General features: G+C 68.5%; 12 protein-coding genes and 1 pseudogene. 9 read left to right on the top strand and 4 right to left on the bottom strand.

The genetic code is table 11. From position 1 onward, the window contains the following. Positions 1-247: 247 nt before the first annotated feature. A complete protein-coding gene (locus RFN52_RS06850; RefSeq protein ID WP_184843750.1) occupies positions 248-1,675 on the top strand; it encodes an RsmB/NOP family class I SAM-dependent RNA methyltransferase in 1,428 nt (475 codons plus the stop codon). 573 nt (positions 1,676-2,248) lie between these two features. Here RFN52_RS06850 and RFN52_RS06845 read toward each other — a convergent pair. Both RFN52_RS06845 and RFN52_RS06840 read right to left on the bottom strand, forming a co-directional pair. Further along, a pseudogene (locus tag RFN52_RS06845) lies at positions 2,249-2,763 on the bottom strand (IS256 family transposase); the annotation flags it as partial. A gap of 231 nt (positions 2,764-2,994) precedes the next feature. After that, positions 2,995-4,092 carry a LacI family DNA-binding transcriptional regulator gene (locus RFN52_RS06840; protein ID WP_051803924.1) on the bottom strand — a complete coding sequence of 366 codons (1,098 nt, stop codon included), beginning with the start codon at positions 4,090-4,092 and terminating at the stop codon, positions 2,995-2,997. A 245-nt stretch (positions 4,093-4,337) separates the two neighbouring features. Between RFN52_RS06840 and RFN52_RS06835 the strand changes: the two genes are divergently transcribed. The 7 genes from RFN52_RS06835 (at position 4,338) to RFN52_RS06805 (ending at position 12,455) form a co-directional block, all read left to right on the top strand. Then, the gene (locus tag RFN52_RS06835) at positions 4,338-5,255 is read left to right on the top strand and encodes a carbohydrate ABC transporter permease (RefSeq protein WP_184843747.1); all 918 of its coding nucleotides are present in this window, start codon (positions 4,338-4,340) and stop codon (positions 5,253-5,255) included. 2 nt (positions 5,256-5,257) lie between these two features. Next, positions 5,258-6,205, top strand: coding sequence for a carbohydrate ABC transporter permease (locus RFN52_RS06830; RefSeq protein WP_184843744.1), 948 nt, complete (start codon positions 5,258-5,260; stop codon positions 6,203-6,205). A 56-nt stretch (positions 6,206-6,261) separates the two neighbouring features. After that, positions 6,262-7,605 (top strand): ABC transporter substrate-binding protein, encoded by a 1,344-nt coding sequence (locus tag RFN52_RS06825; protein ID WP_184843741.1) that lies wholly within the window; start codon positions 6,262-6,264, stop codon positions 7,603-7,605. Positions 7,606-8,279: 674 nt separating this feature from the next. After that, positions 8,280-9,776: a ricin-type beta-trefoil lectin domain protein gene (locus RFN52_RS06820; protein ID WP_184843738.1), complete on the top strand. Its 1,497-nt coding sequence runs from the start codon at positions 8,280-8,282 to the stop codon at positions 9,774-9,776. A gap of 164 nt (positions 9,777-9,940) precedes the next feature. Next, the gene (locus RFN52_RS06815; RefSeq protein WP_184843736.1) at positions 9,941-11,362 is read left to right on the top strand and encodes a GH1 family beta-glucosidase; all 1,422 of its coding nucleotides are present in this window, start codon (positions 9,941-9,943) and stop codon (positions 11,360-11,362) included. Between the two features lie 404 nt (positions 11,363-11,766). After that, a complete protein-coding gene (locus RFN52_RS06810; RefSeq protein ID WP_184843733.1) occupies positions 11,767-12,150 on the top strand; it encodes a transposase in 384 nt (127 codons plus the stop codon). Further along, a complete protein-coding gene (locus RFN52_RS06805; protein ID WP_184843730.1) occupies positions 12,117-12,455 on the top strand; it encodes a transposase in 339 nt (112 codons plus the stop codon). Before RFN52_RS06810 ends, RFN52_RS06805 begins: the two co-directional genes overlap by 34 nt. Before the next feature lie 348 nt (positions 12,456-12,803). On the opposite strand, the gene RFN52_RS06800 is transcribed toward RFN52_RS06805, so the two are convergent. Continuing rightward, entirely contained in the window at positions 12,804-13,109 is a 306-nt protein-coding gene (locus RFN52_RS06800; RefSeq protein WP_184843727.1) for a helix-turn-helix domain-containing protein, read from the bottom strand. 320 nt (positions 13,110-13,429) lie between these two features. Continuing rightward, positions 13,430-14,095 (bottom strand): universal stress protein, encoded by a 666-nt coding sequence (locus RFN52_RS06795; protein ID WP_311240915.1) that lies wholly within the window; start codon positions 14,093-14,095, stop codon positions 13,430-13,432. A gap of 229 nt (positions 14,096-14,324) precedes the next feature. Here RFN52_RS06795 and RFN52_RS06790 point away from each other — a divergent pair, with 229 nt between their 5' ends. Further along, positions 14,325-15,593, top strand: a complete 1,269-nt coding sequence (locus RFN52_RS06790) for a sensor histidine kinase (RefSeq protein ID WP_184843724.1) — start codon at positions 14,325-14,327, stop codon at positions 15,591-15,593. The last annotated feature ends 17 nt before the right edge of the window (positions 15,594-15,610 follow it).

Here is a 15,610-nt window from a genome sequence, read left to right as displayed (position 1 = left end):
GATGCAGGAGGGGCGTCCGCGACCTGGCTCGGCGCGCTGCCGGTCGGTCAAGCTCGCGCTGGCGACGCCGGCGGCGACGACGTGGTCCGCGGCCCTGCTGCCGGTCACGTCCCCCGTCCGGCGACCCCGTGGCCGCCCCCGGAGCGATGTCGGCAGCCTGGCTTGCCGCCACCGCTGCCGGTCACGCCCGGATCCCGGCGGCGTAGGCTGGACGGCGCACTTCTTCTCACCCCCGGAGCACCTTTTCGTGAGCGAACAGCCCCGTCGAGCCCGCACGTCAGGCAAGCCCTACCGCCGGCCCAAGAAGGACCCCGTCCGCATCCTCGCCTTCGAGGCCCTGAGGGCCGTGGACGAGCGGGACGCCTACGCCAACCTCGTTCTCCCGCCCCTGCTGCGCAAGGCCCGGGAGAAGGAGGGGCCCGAGACGTTCGACGCCCGGGACGCGGCGCTCGCCACCGAGCTGGTGTACGGGACGCTGCGGCGGCAAGGGACGTACGACGCGGTCCTCTCCCACTGCGTGGACCGGCCGCTCGGGGAGGTCGATCCGCCGGTGCTGGATGTGCTGAGCCTCGGCGCGCACCAGCTGCTCGGCACGCGGATCCCGACGCACGCGGCCGTGTCCGCCACCGTCGAACTCGCCCGGGTCGTGCTCGGCGACGGGCGGGCCAAGTTCGTCAACGCCGTGCTGCGCAAGGTCGCGCAGGACGATCTGGACGGCTGGCTGGAGCGGGTCGCGCCGCCCTACGAAGACGACCCCGAGGACCATCTCGCCGTCGTGCACTCGCATCCCCGGTGGGTCGTGTCCGCGCTGTGGGACTCCCTCGGCGGCGGGCGCGACGGCGTGGAGGAGCTGCTGCGCGCGGACAACGAGCGGCCCGAGGTGACGCTGGTGGCGCGGCCCGGACGGGCCACCGCCGAGGAACTGCTCCACGAGGACGCCGCCGTGCAGGGGCGCTGGTCGCCCTACGCCGTGCGGCTGACCGAGGGCGGGGAGCCGGGTGCCATCGCCGCCGTGCGGGACGGGCGCGCGGGCGTGCAGGACGAGGGCAGCCAGCTCGTGGCGATCGCTCTCGCCAACGCGCCCCTGGACGGGCCCGACCGGCGCTGGCTGGACGGATGCGCGGGGCCCGGCGGCAAGGCGGCGCTGCTCGGGGCGCTGGCCGCCGAGCGCGGCGCGCTGCTGGTCGCCTCCGAGAAGCAGACCCATCGCGCCGGACTGGTGGCCAGGGCCCTGGACGGCAACCCCGGGCCGTACCAGGTGATCGCCGCCGACGGGACCCGCCCGGCGTGGCGGCCCGGCAGCTTCGACCGGGTGCTGGTCGACGTGCCGTGCACGGGCCTCGGTGCCCTGCGCCGCCGCCCGGAGGCCCGCTGGCGGCGCCGCCCGGAGGACCTGGAGGGCTTCGCGCCGTTGCAGCGCGGGCTGCTGCGGACCGCGCTGGAGTCCGTGCGGGTCGGCGGAATCGTGGGCTACGCGACCTGCTCGCCGCATCTGGCCGAGACCCGGGCCGTTGTCGCCGACGTGCTCAAGCAGCACCCGGACACCGACCTCGTCGACGCCCGGCCGCTGCTGCCCGGCGTACCGGACCTCGGCGAGGGGCCCGACGTGCAGCTGTGGCCGCATCTGCACGGGACCGACGCGATGTACCTGGCGCTCATCCGCCGGACCGGCTGACCCCCGCCCCGTGTAGGTTCTCAAACTGAGTGACCAATTCTCATTCCAGTTGGCCACTGTCTGGCCAATTGGCCAACTGGAATGAGACGGACAGTCTTTCGAAGCATCGCTCATGCGTATGAACCCTGTGGCCGCCTCTCTGCGTCTGCGTGCTCCCGTGTAACCGTCGGGGGGACGGCCTGACGGCGCCATGCTTTGAGGCCAGCACTTGGGTTGCTGGGGGACATGTGAGCATTGTGGTCGACTCTGTCTCGTTGACGGTACGCCGGAGTGACGGTGAACTTGCGGTGGCGCCATGGCCGTATACCGACACTGAAAGCATGGAATCGTTGGTTCCATGGCGCACGTTCCGCTGGTACTACGGCCAGAAGCATTACTCGGGTTTCTACTGGTCCTCGACCACGCGTGCTCACGTGATTTACGAATCACGGTTGGAGCTGACGCGCCTGATCTATGCAGATTTTGCACCCGAAGTTGGGTCTATTTATGCTCAGCCGTTTTTGATTACGGCGCAGGTATCGATAGGACCAAGCGAGGGTCTGTCAAACGAACGGTGTAACCAGGGTGGTTGGGTTACTGGCGGGCCGCTGAGAGCCGGCCGTCGAAGGGGATGTCGAAGGCGTTCAGTGCGGTCTTCCAGCGCATGGTCCAGCGGGCCTGGCCCTTGCCCGTGGGGTCGAGCGACATGATGGCCATGTAGACGCACACTTCAACGCGGCCTGCTCGTTCGGGAAGTGCCCGCGGGCCTTGACCGCCCGGCGGATGCGGGCGTTGACCGACTCGATCGCGTTGGTGGTGCAGACGATGCGACGGATCTCGGTGTCGAACCGCAGAAATGGAGTGAACTCCTCCCAGGCGTTCTCCCACAGCTTCACGATCGCCGGGTATTTCCTGCCCCAGGCGTCGGCGAACTCGGCGAACCTGTCCAGGGCGGCCTCCTCGGTCGGCGCCGTATAGACGGGCTTCAGAAGCTTGGCGATCTTGTCCCAGTCCTGGCGGGCGGCATAGCGGAAGGAGTTCCGCAGCAGGTGCACCACGCAGGTCTGCACGATCGTCCGCGGCCAGACCGTCTCCACCGCCTCGGGCAGGAGCTCGGCCGCGGCCAGCTTGGCCTGGATACGGCAGCCTCCTCACGCAGCCCGTCGACTCGACGGCAAGCGGCGAACTCGTACTGTTGCCAGTAGCCCGACCCCGACGGCATTCGAGGCCTCCCGGCGGGCGACAACACAACAGGCCACAGCTCCCACGGAATCACCGACCCCAAGCTTGACCAGCTGAAACGCCGTCCTCAAGTTCGGCAAGCCAACAGCCACCCACCCTTACCGCTTCAGGGGCGGCGGCGCCGTGCTGCTTCTGACCACCAGGCGGGTGGGAACGATGTCCGTGCCGGATCGGGGGACGTCGTGTTCGTGGATCTGCCGCAAGACCTCCTGGGCACTCTTCCGGCCCACCTCGGCGAAGTCCTGGTGGACGGTGGTCAGGGGCGGGGCGAAGTGGGCGGCATCGGGGAGGTCGTCGAAGCCGACCACGCTGATGTCGCCGGGGACGGCCTTGCCTCGTTCTTGGAAGGCGTGCAGGAGACCGAGTGCCATCTGGTCGTTGGAGGCAAACACCGCGGTGCAGTCCGGCTCTTGTGCGAGTTCGAGGCCGGCCGCGTAGCCCGATTCGGCGGTCCAGTCGCCGTGCAGGGGCGGTGGCACAGGCCGTCCGGCTTCCTCGAGCACGGTCTGCCAAGTCTGGGCTCGGCGCTGGCTTGCGTACGACGTCTCCGGACCGGTCACGTGCCAGACGGTTTCATGTCCGAGTTCCAGCAGGTGGCTGATGGCCTCTCGGGTGCCGCCGGCCTGGTCGGTATCGACCACTCGATAGCGGTCTCCGGCGTCGGAGTCCACGACGACCACGCGCACGCCGGGCGGCAGCTTCACGGTTCCCGCGTCAAGCAGGTGGACCTCGATGAAGACGATGACTGCGTCGACGGCCAGTTCGCCCATCCGGGTGAAGGCGCCCAGCACACTGTCCTGGGTCGGAATGTCGACGGGGATCACCGTGATCGCGTATCCCTCGGCCGCGGCCTGGGCCGCGATCGCTTGCACGGTGTCGCTGTGGCCGGTGGCGGAGAGGCTGTGGAGGATCACGCCGATGGTCTTGAACTGCCCGTACCTGAGGGCGCGCGCGGCACTGTTGGGCCGGTAGCCCAGTTCCCGCATCGCAGCCTGCACCCGCTCCCGGGTCGAACCGATCACGCTGGGATGGCCGTTGGCCACCCTGGACACGGTCTGACGTGAAACGCCGGCAAGCGCGGCGACGTCGGCCCTCGTGACGTGCTGCCTGTGGCGCCCGCCCGGTACGGCCGAACCGACTTGCTGTGCGCCCACCGCAGGACCAGGATCCTGCTGTCCCGGCTCACTCAGGTCCATCGAGCCTTCGCTCCTGTCTGTCCACCCGTCGCCGTCCGCTGAAGGCTCGGGCGGAAGTTTTAACGTGCGAGAAACCTTGACCTCCCACTGTGACGGGTGCCACGCTACCGCATCATGTTCACGTGACCAACCGCCTGCGGGCTGAATGGTCACGTGAACAAGGTTCGGATCGGTGCGCTGAGCCGGACTCGATGTTCACGTGACCACGCAGTGTGGTCAGCGTTCGCGCAGCAAGGAGTGAAGCGGTGGTCGCAGCACCCCAGGCAGGGGTTCCAGGTGCCAGGAGGCCATCGGCCTCGAGACGGCGGTCATGGGTCGGCTGGCGGTTCGTCGGGCCGTTTGTGGCGGTGTTTGCGCTGGTCTTCCTCGCACCGATCGGCTACTCGATCTACCTGAGCCTGTTCCGTACACAGCTGATCGGCGGAACGGCCTTCGTCGGTGCCGACAACTACACCGAGGTGCTGGGGGACGCGCAGTTCTGGTCCGCCTTCGGGCGGGTGGCGGTCTTCCTTGCCGTGCAGGTCCCGATCATGTTGCTCCTCGCGCTTCTGCTGGCCCTGGCGATCGACAGCGGCCGCCTGTACGGGGCGGGCTTCTTCCGGATCTCGGTGTTCCTGCCTTACGCGGTGCCGGCCGTCGTCGCAACGCTGATGTGGGGCTTCATGTACGGAACCCGGTTCGGCCTGGTCGGCAACATCAATGAGGCGTTCGGGATCTCGCTTCGTGACCCGCTGTCGCCCGATCTGGTCCTGGCGTCGATCGGCAACATCGTGACCTGGCAGTTCGTGGGCTACAACATGCTGATCCTCTACTCGGCGCTGAGGGTGGTCGATCCGGCGCTGTACGAGGCCGCGGAGATGGACGGGGCCGGGCAGCTGCGGATCATCTGGGCGATCAAGCTCCCGGCGCTGCGCGGGGCTCTGTCGATCGCGACGATCTTCTCGATCATCGGCAGTTTCCAGCTGTTCAACGAGCCGAGCGTCCTCAAGAGCCTGGCGCCGAATGCGATCACGTCCTACTTCACGCCAAACCTCTACGCCTACTCGCTGTCGTTTGCCGGACAGAAGTTCAACTACTCGGCCACGGTCGCCATCGTCATGGGTGTGATCACGATGATCATCGCCTACGCCGTCCAGCTGCGCGGCCTGCGGAAGGAATCCTGATCATGGCGACCACGACTCCCCGCGTCGGGCACAAGCCGCGCACGGCACGGCACGCGAGTGCCTCTTCGGGCCCGCTGGTGGTCCGCCCCGCCCGGCGCGCCTCCCGCCGGAAGAGGCGCAGCGCCACGCTGACCGCCCTGACGGTGATCATGCTGGTGTACACGTTGCTGCCGCTGGCGTGGCTGGCGATCAACGCGACCAAGACGCAGAAGGGGCTGTTCGACTCCTTCGGCCTGTGGCTGGATGGCGACTTCGCCCTGTTCGGCAATATCGCCGACACCTTCAGCTACAACGACGGGATCTTCACCCGCTGGCTGCTCAACACCGTGCTGTATGTGGTGGTCGGGGCGGGCGGCGCTACGTTCCTCGCGACGCTCGCCGGATACGGGCTGGCCAAGTTCGACTTCCCCGGCAAGAAGGCCGTGTTCGCGACTGTCATCGGAGCGGTCGCGGTGCCCGGTACCGCACTGGCGGTTCCCACCTTCCTGATGTTCTCCGAGATGGGGCTGACCAACACCCCGTGGGCGATCATCATCCCGTCGCTGGTCTCGCCGTTCGGCCTCTACCTGATGTGGACCTTCGCCACCGACGCCGTCCCGAAGGAGATCCTGGAGTCGGCGCGCGTCGATGGCGCCGGCGAGTTCCGCACGTTCTTCCGGATCAGCATGCCGATGCTGGCGCCGGGAATCGTCACCGTTCTTCTCTTCAACGTGGTCGCGACCTGGAACAACTACTTCCTGCCGCTGATCATGCTGAAGGATCCCGACTGGTACCCGCTGACCCTCGGCCTGAACAGCTGGAACGCCCAGGCTTCCACCGTGGGTGGCGAAGCGGTCTTCAATCTCGTGATCACTGGATCACTGCTCACCATCGTCCCGCTGATCGTGGCGTTCCTGCTGCTCCAGCGGTACTGGCAGTCCGGCCTGTCCGCCGGAAGCGTCAAGGGCTGATCTGCGCCCGCCGACTGCAACCCCTCCCAGGTACACCGCACGAAAGGGAACACCCCATGACGAGAACCCGTCGTCACGCCCTGCTGCTGGGCGCCGCGGCCCTGTCGGTGGCACTCACCGCCACCGCCTGCAGCTCCTCCGGCACCGAGGACTCGGGCAGCGCCAAGCCTGCGTCCAACGCCGACATCCAGGCCGCCCTGAACGCCGGGGGCGAGATCACGGTCTGGGCCTGGGACCCGACGCTGAAGAAGGTCGTCAGCGACTTCGAGGCCAAGTACCCCAAGGTCAAGGTCAACCTGGTCAATGCCGGTACCAACAACGAGCAGTACACCGCGCTGCAGAACGCGGTCAAGGCCGGGAAGGGCGTCCCTGACGTCGCCATGATCGAGTACTACGCCCTGTCGCAGTTCTCGCTCGCCAAGTCCGTCACCGACCTCAGCGCCCTGGGTGCGGACAAGCTCAAGGGCACCTTCACTCCTGGCCCGTGGAGCGCCGTCCACGCCGGCACCGAGGGTATCTACGCCCTGCCGATGGACTCCGGCCCGATGGCCCTGTTCTACAACAAGGAGGTCTTCGACAAGCACAAGATCAAGGTGCCGGCCACCTGGGAGGAGTACATCGCCGCGGCCAAGAAGCTGCACAAGGCGGACCCCAAGGCGTATCTCACCGCCGACACCGGCGACGCCGGCTTCACCACCAGCATGATCTGGCAGGCCGGCGGCAAGCCGTACACCGTCGACGGCACCCAGGTCGGTGTGAACTTCGACGACGCCGGGACCAAGAAGTTCACCACCGCCTGGCAGCAACTCATCAGCGACAAGCTGCTCGCGCCGGTCCCCGCCTGGAGCGATGCGTGGTACAAGGGCCTCGGCGACGGCACGATCGCCTCCCTCGTCACCGGCGCGTGGATGCCCGCCCCTCTCGCATCGGGCGTCAAGGCCGGCGCCGGGAAGTGGCGTGTGGCGCCCATGCCGCAGTGGAACAGCGGGGAGGACGTCACCGCCGAGAACGGCGGCAGCTCGCTGGCCGTCATGGAGGCCAGCACCAAGAAGAAGCTCGCCTACGCCTTCCTCAAGTACGCCACCGTCGACGAGGGCGCGCAGACCCGTATCGACGCCGGGACGTTCCCCTCCACCACCAAGCAGCTGAACTCCGTGGAGTTCCTGAACAAGAAGGACCCGTACTTCGGCGGCCAGAGGATCAACGAGGTGCTCGCCAAGTCGGCCGACGACGTCCTCGTCGGATGGTCCTACCTGCCTTTCCAGGTCTACGCCAACAGCATCTTCAACGACAACGTCGGCAAGGCCTACGTCAGTGGCACCACCCTGCAGGAGGGCCTGAAGTCCTGGCAGGACGCCTCCATCAAGTACGGCCAGGAACAAGGCTTCACCGTCAAGTAACACGCCCCCGGCCCGTGTCCCGCCCGCCTGTTGGCGGGACAGCAGGACCGTCCAACGGCACTTTGTCGCACCTCCACCCTGAGGGCACGAGGCCGCACGACCGGCCGCCAACGGCCGCCGCTGACGACGACCTCAGCGACCCGCCCCCACCATCGCCCCGCCGGCCACCTGACAGGCCGGCGGGGTCCCACCCCGGGCTCAGCAAGCCACACGCGGCCTCCCTCCCCCATGCCCTGAGCCGCCGTACCCGAAGGAGCAACCCGGATGCACGGACGCTCGCCCAGCATCCTGCCCAGGCCACCGCCCGCGCGGATTCGGGCACCGGTGGTCGCGACCACCGCGGTCGGCCGCGCAGCCGCCAACAGCATCCCGTGCCCGCCGCCCCGAGCAAGGACACTCAGCGGGCGGTGACAACGCCGTAGCGGGCCCCACCCGCAGTGGCCCCTTCTCCACAACAAAGGCCGTGCCCGCCAGCCCAAAGCGAGCACGTCAACTCAGCCGACCCCACGTGCCCCGGCCGCCCGGCGCCCATCACCACCTCGCGCCGTGCCTTCTCCGGAACACACCCGGGCGCCACCACCGCATCACAACCGCCCACCGCGGCAGATCGCTTCGTGGCGCCCAAGGCGGCAACGACCGCCTGCACAGAGCCGCATGCAGAAAAGGAACACGACATGCCCAACTCCCAACGCACCCGGCCAGGTCCTCACTCCGCCGTACTGCCTCCCGCCCGTACCCGCTTCCTCCGCCGCGCGCTGGCCTGCCTCGCGGCCGCGCTGATCGCCGTGCCGATCACCATGCTGTCCACGGCGTCGCCGGCGGCTGCGGAACCCAACCCGACGGACGCCAGCAAGTTCCAGGGCGTGAACTGGGCCAGGGTGGGCGACAACTTCATCCAGGGCGCCGTCGTCCCGGAGGGGCTGAACAGCTCCGACAGCTACGACGTCGTCAAAGCCAAGGCCAACGCCATCCTCGGCGGATTCCAGAGCACGCTCGGCGCCAACACCGTCCGGCTGCCGATCAACACCCACTCCGTCCCCGGCACGACGTGGGGCGACAAGTACACCGGCGCCATCGACGCCGCAACCGCCAAGGGCTTCAAGGTCATCCTCTCCTACTGGGAGGACGAGGCCGCCTCGGGCGGCAGGATCACCAATATGGCCGCCTTCAACTCGATGTGGGACTCGGTCATCGGTAAGTACGGCTCCAACAGCCTGGTCTACTTCGAGCCGATGAACGAGCCCCACGGCTACAGCGCCACCGACTGGGCGAACGTCGCCGCCAAGTGGATCACCGACCGCCCCTCGGTCCCCAAGAACCGGATCATCGTGAGCGGACACGACTACAACGACTACGTCACGACCGTGTGCGCAGACTCCCGCCTCGACGGGACTTACCTCTCGCTCCACCACTACGCCTTCAATCAGTCGGCGAAGACTTACGACGGGTTTGTCACCGACCTCAAGAGCAAGGTCGGCACCTGCGGCGCGCGCACCATCCTGGACGAGTTCGGCGCGCCGATGGACACAGGTCTCAACTACAACGACGCGACGAGCACCGACAACTTCGTGCGGTACCTGCGCGCCGACACCGACAGCGTGCGCTCCCTCGGCATGGGCGCGGTCTACTGGCCGGCCCTCGGCGGTAAGCCCACCGAGGGCCGGCCAGACGGGCACGACTGGTACTCCCTGTTCGACCTCAAGGGCAGCGGCACCAACCTGGCGCTGGGCGTTCGCAACATCAGCGGCATCGACCGCCTGAAGTACGCCTGGGGCAGCGACCCCGGCTCGCACACGAGCATCCTGCGCAACGTCGGCAGCAACGGCTGCCTCGACGTCCCCCTCGGCCAAGACAACGTCCAGGTCCAGGTCTGGGCCCAGTGCTGGGGCGGCGACAACCAGAAGTGGACCCGGACGCCTTCCGGGCAGCTCACCGTCTACAGCGGTACGAACCAGAAGTGCCTGGACGCCTGGGGAGCCATCAAGGACGGCACCGTGGTCGGCACCTATAACTGCAACGGCCAAGACAACCAGAAGTGGAGGTTCTACTCCGACGGCACGATCCGTCCGATAGTGAACTCCGATCTCTGCCTGGACAGGGCCCTGGAAACCTCCAAGGTCCAGCTCTGGTCCTGCTGGGGCGGCAACAACCAGAAGTGGCAGACCAGCTGAGAGGCCACCCCCCGCCTGACACACCCACAGGCCGGTCGCGGACGTCAAGAGCCGCGACCGGCCTCATCCCCGGGGCGCTCCCCGCCGGGCCCGAGCAGCGCCCCGGTCCATCCACGGTCCCATCCGTACCCCGAACACCTCCCGACCACGAAGCGAGGAAAGCTGTGCCCCTTGACGACCTGACCGCATTCCACTCCGGCTTTGCCTGGGGAGCGGCCACCTCCGCCTACCAGATCGAAGGCGCGGTCGCCGAGGACGGCCGAGCACCATCCATCTGGGACACCTTCTGCAAGCAGCCCGGCACCATCGCCGGCGGGGACACCGGCGACGTTGCCTGCGACCACTACCGCCGGTGGCCCGACGACGTGGCGTTGATGAAGGCCCTCGGCCTCAACGCCTACCGATTCTCCATCGCCTGGCCCCGCGTCATGCCGGACGGGGACAGCCGCGTGAACCCGGCAGGGCTGGCCTTCTACGACCAACTGGTCGACGCACTGCTGGAAGCGGGCCTTGCTCCTCATGCCACCCTCTACCACTGGGACCTGCCGCAGGCCCTCGAGGACCGCGGCGGCTGGCCCGCCCGCGACACCGCCCTGCGATTCGCCGAATATGCCACCGTCGTGGCCGACCGGCTCGGTGACCGGGTCACCAACTGGGCGACGCTGAACGAGCCGTACTGCTCCGCATGGCTCGGCCACCTCCAGGGGGTCATGGCGCCGGGCCGCACCGACCTGACCGCCGCCGTGCGCGCCTCACACCACCTGCTGCTCGCCCACGGGCTCGGCGTCGAGGCCCTCCGGTCCACCGCCTCCGGGGCGCGGGTCGGCATCGTCAACATCCTCACGCAGTCCGAGCCCGCGAGCGACCGGCCCGAGGACATCGCCGCCGCCCGCCGCGACGACGGGCACAACAACCGCTGGTGGCTCGATCCCATCCACGGCCGCGGTTACCCGGCCGACATGGTCGAGGTGTACGGGACCGAACCACCCATCGAGGCCGGGGATCTGCAGAAGATCGCGGCGCCGCTGGACTGGCTCGGCGTCAACTACTACAAGCGGTCAGTCACCGTCGATGATCCGCAGGGGCCCGCACCGTTCGCCCGTCCCGTCACACCGCCGGGCACACCCCGCACCGGGATGGACTGGGAGGTCCACCCGGACCGGCTGGAACACCTGCTCGTCCGGGTCACCGAGGACTACGCGCCGCGATCGGTCCTCGTCACCGAGAACGGCTCCGCTTTCCCCGACCGTGTAGCGCCCGACGGCAGCGTGCACGACGTCGAGCGCATCGCCTTCCTGGAGTCCCACCTGGCGGCCTGCGCGCGGGCTGCCCGCCGCGGCGTCCCGCTCGACGGCTACTTCGCCTGGTCCCTGCTGGACAACTTCGAATGGGCCTACGGCTACTCCCAGCGGTTCGGCATCGTCCACGTCGACTACGAGACCCAGACACGCACCGTCAAGGACAGCGGCCACCGCTACGCCGAGATCATCCGCGCACACGGGCGCACCACACAACACGCAGCTTCCGTCGCGTTCCCCGCCCCCCGAGAAGAGAACCTCTATTCGGAGGAGCGGCGCATTAACTGAAGACCCTCGTCACCAGGGGACTGTCTGACGCTTACATGTCCTGGGCCGACAGGACGCGGCGAAGCGGTGCATGGATGCCGCCGAGGCCGAGGCTCTTGGTAGCTGTTGTTTTTCGATCTTGAGAGAAGCCCGTCGGGCGGGAGTCCCGATTGGGTGGTCGCGGGATGCTTGGCGCATACGGGTGGGGCCTCCTGAACAACTCGTTGGTATCGAATCACCGAGCAGGAGGCCCTGATGCAGCAGTCTTCCGTGCCGATGGCCGGGCGGTCCAGCTCGGTCACCTGGGAGTGTGACTGTCTGGCTCACCGGTTTTCGGAAACGCCGCCGACAACGGGTCCCGGCAGCCGCGTTATCCGACGGACATGACGGACCGGGAGTGAACGGCTGTCCGGCCGCTGCTGCCGGTGCCGGGCTGGCTGCGCGGTCGCGGCGGTCGGCCGGAGGCGTACTGCCACCGGGCCGTACATGATGCGATCCGCTACCTGGTGGACAACGGCATCAAGTGGCGGGCGATGCCTGCTGACTTCCCGCCGTGGGACCGGGTGTACGCATTCTTCCGCCGCTGGCGCGACCACGGTCTGGTCAGGGAGTTCCACGACCGGCTGCGCGCCAGGGCCCGCCTGATGGTGGGCCGCGACGCGGAGCCGAGCGCAGGCGTGATCGATTCGCAGTCGGTCAAGGCGGACGCGGTGGTCGGGGCGGACAGTCGGGGCTTCGACGGCGGCAAGCTGGTCAAGGCCGCAAACGGCACGTCGTGGTCGACACGCTCGGTCTGCTGCTGGGGGTGATGGTCACCGCCGCGGACACCGGCGACCGCACCGCCGCCCGCGTGCTGCTGAAAGAGGTAGGCGATGCCCACCACCGCCTCGCCCTCGTCTGGGCCGACGGCGGCTACACCGGCAGCCTCGTCGAGCACTGCCTGGCCGCGTTCGCGCTGGTCCTGGCGATCGACGACATGCGCGGCTTCGTGGTGCTGCCCAAACGGTGGATCGTCGAGCGGTTCTTCGCCCACCTGATGCGCACCCGACGCCTGGCACGCGACTTCGAACGCCGCACCACCAAGCGCCGAAGCGATGATCTGCGGGGCTTGTAGAAAACCTTGGAGAAAACCCAGCGAGTGGATCTTCAGCCGAGATGTACAAGCCCGCTGGTCAGTGGGGGTGCGCTGGTGCTCGCCACGGTTTCCCGGGCGGACATCTGGCGCGACCTGACCGCTGACGTGAACAGCGTAGCGGATCGGGGCGGAGCAGAGGTGCGGAGTACGGGGGTGGGGCGTTGCGAAGGGCTTGACCTGCATTTTTCTTTGCAAGGCTGGGTGGTGTTCGTTTCGGTCTGTGCGTGACGGAGGCTCGGTTTGTCCGTTCCGTCGCGGACGTGGAGCCGAGGTGGTGTCAGGTGAGGGTGTGACCGCCGCCCACCTTTCGTGGCGGAGTGCGTCGGGTCAGATCACCTGACGCCTGGCTGATACCGAAGCGCGAATCGCTGTGGGGTCGGGCCAGCGCTGATGGTCGAGTGCGTCCTCCAGTCGTGTCAGGGTGCCGATGTCCGGCAGGACGTCGCCGTTGAGGACTCGGGCGACGGTGGAATGCGCGACACAGGCCACATCGGCCAGTCCGCGAAGCGAGAGCTTGCGGGAGCGCATGGTGCGGTTCAGGTCGCTGGCGAAGGGCAGCCCGCAGTGGGCGCTCAGTGGAGCGTCGTGGGTCAGGGTGACCTCCGGCCAGTCTCCGTCCGCTACGTAGTACAAAGGGTGCTTGCCGTTGTTACTGCGCGGTATGCCCAGATCGTGCCACGTGCCGGGTGGTCGATCGGGGCCTTGACGGCGGAGGGGCCCGCTCGCTGTAGGGAGATGTGGCGCTGGGCACCATGACCCCCACGGCGTGCGACAGCCGGGAGCTTCGGGGCCGTCGACCGAGTGCCGAGGGGCCGGGCGATGTAGGTGTTCACCGAGCCAGATCTGGTGTGTTGCCAGTAGCCATGTACCGCAGGCGAGTTACCCCTCCTCTGGGTACATCGGAGGGTGCAAAGAGCCGTTGCCAACTGCGAGTTGGCATGTCAGGTTGCCCTCTACCTGTTGCCGGGGGCCTTGATGGTCGGGGGCCAGGCCAGAGCCGAGCACGACGAACTCGCGGTCGCTGAACGGGTTCTTGAGCGGGTGAGTGAGCAGCTCGCCGGGGAGCGTGCCTCGGCCGCGCCGACGCCGGGCAGGTGGGCGGCCGGGCGGTGATGCTGATCCCGCACCGCACGTCCGGCGTGGAGGAGGGGGCTCTGCCGTCGGACTACCGGCGCATTCTCGCCGCCGTGCGGCAGGGCGCCGGGCCGGTCATGGCCCGGCAGGTCGGCGAGATGCTGGGGGTGGACATCAGCGTGCGGGCCAGACTGGAGCCGCCGCGCGGGAAGCTGGTCAGGCTGGCCGACCGCGGCTGGCTTCGGCCGGCGGGACGCGCGTTGGCGGGGGCCGGCCACGAGGACCGGCACTGTGCTCTGACGCACCAGTTCTTGGGCGACATTGCCGAGCAGCCGACGGGACAGGCCCCGCCCATGCGTGCCGACGACGATGAGATCGATGCCCTGCTCGCTCGCGTAGCTCATCAGCGCCTGCGCCGGCGGCCCGGACAGGACGTCGCACTCCGTCACCCGCCCCCCGCTGCGCTCGACGACGGTGCTCAAACGGCTCTTGGCCGCGACGATGGTCGGGTCCCACCCGTCCTCAGCCGCGTTGTATCCCGCCACCTCGGCGGCGTAGAAGAACGCGGTGAGACTGGCGATGAGCCCAATGACACGCAGGGCCGAGACGCAGTTCTCCCACGGCCTGCTGCGCGGCCTCGCTCAGTGAGCGACGCACGAAGAGGGTGACGACGCCGAGCACCCGTCCACGGTGAACGGCCAACCCCGGCTCCCCGGCTCACCACCGGCCGCTCTGCCCGTGCCCGCACCGCCCATCGCGCGGTACTGTCCAGACATGCCGTGGTATTCCGCCGTCGCGGCCGTACTGCTCCTGGTGGGAGCGCTGGCGCTCATCATCGCTGCCACCGTCCTGCTGCTGCGTTCGGCGCGCAAGCGGCAGTTCCTGGGAACCACGCAGGAGCGGGCGACGTACGAGACGCTGCACACGGCCTCGCTGGCCGCTCCGCCGCTGCGGGCCAGTCTGGACCGGGACGGGGCGCGGCGGGCCGGACGGCATCTGCGTGCGCTGCTCGGTGTTCCCGCGCTGATGCTGGCGGACACGTCCGGCACCGTGCTGGCCTGGGACGGCTCCGCGCCCGCGGCAGGACACGATCACGAAGAGGCGGTGTCCGGGCACGCCCGGAGCGCTTTGGCCAGCGGTCGTACGGAGGTCGTGGGACCTGACGACATACCGTGTGACGACGTGGACTGTCTGCTACGGCAGGGCGTGGTGGTGCCACTGGTCGTCGCGGGCCGCCCGGAGGGCGCCCTGGCGGTCTATGGGGCCTCCGCCACCACCGGTCTGGTCCGGGCCACGACCGAAGTCGCTCGCTGGGTGTCGACACAGCTGGAGCTGGCCGAGCTCGACCGATCACGCACGGCGGTGGCCGAGGCGGAGACCCGCGCGCTGCGCGCCCAGATCTCGCCTCACTTCATCTACAACTCGCTGTCGGTCATCGCCTCGTTCGTCCGCACCGACCCGGAGCGGGCCAGGGAGCTGCTGCTGGAGTTCGCCGAGTTCACCCGCTACTCCTTCCGTCGGCACGGTGACTTCACGTCACTCGCCGAGGAGCTGCGCTGCATCGACCGCTATCTGCTCCTGGAGCGCGCCCGCTTCGGCGGCCGTCTTCAGCTGTCCTTGCAAGTGGCACCGGAGGTCCTCTCCGTGGTGGTCCCCTTCCTGTGTCTGCAGCCCCTGGTCGAGAACGCGGTGCGGCACGGCCTGGAGAGCCGCGCCGGTCCGGGGCATCTGAGGATCACGGCCCAGGACGTGGGCAACGAGGCGCGCATCACCGTGGAGGACGACGGTGTGGGTATGGATCCCGAGCGGCTGGCGGACACACTCAGGGGCGAGACCAAGCCGTTCGCTGACGTGCCCTCGGGCTCCGACAGACGCCGCGAGCCGGGCATCGGACTGCGGAACGTCGATGTCCGGCTCCGGTATGTCTACGGCGACGCCTACGGGCTGGTGGTGGAGACCGCACCGGGTGCCGGAACGAAGGTGCGGGTGCGGGTGCCGAAGTTCCATCCGCACGCCGTTCAGGAGGGGCCGGACGACAGCTGACCGCAATCATGTACATC

The organism is Streptomyces collinus (assembly GCF_031348265.1).
Taxonomy (GTDB): domain Bacteria; phylum Actinomycetota; class Actinomycetes; order Streptomycetales; family Streptomycetaceae; genus Streptomyces; species Streptomyces collinus.
The sequence above is the reverse complement of the archived record's forward strand: the minus strand, read 5'-3'. Positions and strand labels throughout refer to the sequence as shown.

Bases quoted from the DNA above. Each gene is read 5' to 3' on its own strand.
- RFN52_RS06840 (WP_051803924.1), bottom strand. From the start codon at position 4,092: ATGGACCTGAGTGAGCCGGGACAGCAGGATCCTGGTCCTGCGGTGGGC.
- RFN52_RS06830 (WP_184843744.1), top strand. From the start codon at position 5,258: ATGGCGACCACGACTCCCCGCGTCGGGCACAAGCCGCGCACGGCACGG.
- RFN52_RS06825 (WP_184843741.1), top strand. From the start codon at position 6,262: ATGACGAGAACCCGTCGTCACGCCCTGCTGCTGGGCGCCGCGGCCCTG.
- RFN52_RS06820 (WP_184843738.1), top strand. From the start codon at position 8,280: ATGCCCAACTCCCAACGCACCCGGCCAGGTCCTCACTCCGCCGTACTG.
- RFN52_RS06790 (WP_184843724.1), top strand. From the start codon at position 14,325: ATGCCGTGGTATTCCGCCGTCGCGGCCGTACTGCTCCTGGTGGGAGCG.